The sequence below is a fragment of the Pseudanabaena sp. 'Roaring Creek' genome, from assembly GCF_001402795.1.
In the GTDB taxonomy this organism is placed as follows: Bacteria; Cyanobacteriota; Cyanobacteriia; order Pseudanabaenales; family Pseudanabaenaceae; genus Pseudanabaena.
Window position 1 is genome coordinate 1 of record NZ_LIRE01000510.1, and the last position, 1,507, is coordinate 1,507.

A 1,507-nucleotide genomic window follows, 5' to 3' on the forward strand; every position below is an offset into this window, starting at 1 on the left:
GTATTAAAGATACTAGCGCTAGCTATAATTAATGAAATTTGATCTAAATAATAAATCCATTTATAAAAGGATATAGCGATTGATATGGGGCGATTAGGCGTTTTACTGCTGAACCTTGGTGGACCAGACAAACTAGAGGATGTCCGCCCTTTTTTGTATAACTTATTTTCTGACCCAGAAATTATTCGCTTGCCTTCACCATTATTGCAAGCGCCCCTAGCTTGGTTAATCTCAACTCTAAGGGCTAAAAAATCTCAGGAAAACTACAAAAAGATTGGTGGCGGTTCACCCCTAAGGCGTATTACTGAAGCTCAAGGACAAGCTTTGCGATCGCAACTTCAGCAAAACGGACGGGATGTTAGTGTATATATCGGAATGCGCTACTGGCATCCTTTCACCGAAGAGGCGATCGCCCAAATTAAGCGAGATAGTATCGAAGAATTAGTAGTTTTACCTTTATATCCCCAGTTTTCGATCAGCACGACAGGATCTAGCTTTCGACTATTAGATCGCATTTGGAAAGTCGATCCCGATCTCCAAAAAATTAAATATACCGTTGTACCTTCTTGGTATGACAACTCAGGTTATTTACAAGCGATGGCAAATCTGATCGCCACCGAACTAGATCGCGTTAAGAATCCTAGCACCGCTCATATATTTTTCAGTGCTCACGGCGTGCCTGTTAGCTATATCGAAGAAGCAGGCGATCCTTACCAAAAGGAAATTGAAGCCTGTGCCGCCCTGATCGTGCAAAAGCTCAATCGGAGCAATCCCTATACCCTCGCCTACCAAAGTCGAGTCGGTCCTGTCGAGTGGCTACAGCCCTATACCGATGTCGCGATCGAAGAACTCGCCCAACAGGGAGTAAAAGAGCTAGTCGTCGTTCCGATTAGCTTTGTCTCCGAGCATATCGAGACCCTCGAAGAAATCGATATGGAATATCGGGAAATCGCCGAACATGCTGGTATTGAAACCTTTGCCCGAGTTCCTGCCCCCGATACCGATCCTACTTTCATTCAAGCCCTCGCCGATGTAGTGGTAAAGGCTCTAAGCGATCGCCCCAAACCCTTCTCCGAAACCATCCAACCGCAAAAAAACACCAAACTTTATCCTCAAGAGCGGTGGGAATGGGGAATGACCCAGTCTGCCGAAGTATGGAATGGTCGTTTAGCGATGCTCGGTTTCTTGATCTTGCTCCTAGAACTATGGCTTGGGCGAGCACAAATCCTGCAATAAAAAAAGGGCGCATAGCGCCCTTTTTTTATTGCTTAAAACCCAAAACCTAGAGAAGCTTACCGACCGCTACGCGGTCGGTAAGCTTCTTGCGGATAAAAAATAAAATGTCCCACCAAAGTTATCTAGCTTCGACTACGCTCAGCTAACGTTGGCTGAGCGTAGTCGAAGCCACAGGTACTTTAATTAATAGCAAGTCCCTAAGCTTCTCTAGGTTAGCTACTTAACGTGAGTTCGGGATAATTTGAAACGGTCTTTGAGGAAGGGTTTGCAT

General features: G+C 45.2%; 1 protein-coding gene. It reads left to right on the forward strand.

What is annotated here, in order from left to right:
* Positions 1-84: 84 nt before the first annotated feature.
* Positions 85-1,236: a ferrochelatase gene (gene hemH, locus AC805_RS15765; protein WP_055076303.1), complete on the forward strand. Its 1,152-nt coding sequence runs from the start codon at positions 85-87 to the stop codon at positions 1,234-1,236.
* Positions 1,237-1,507 lie beyond the last annotated feature (271 nt).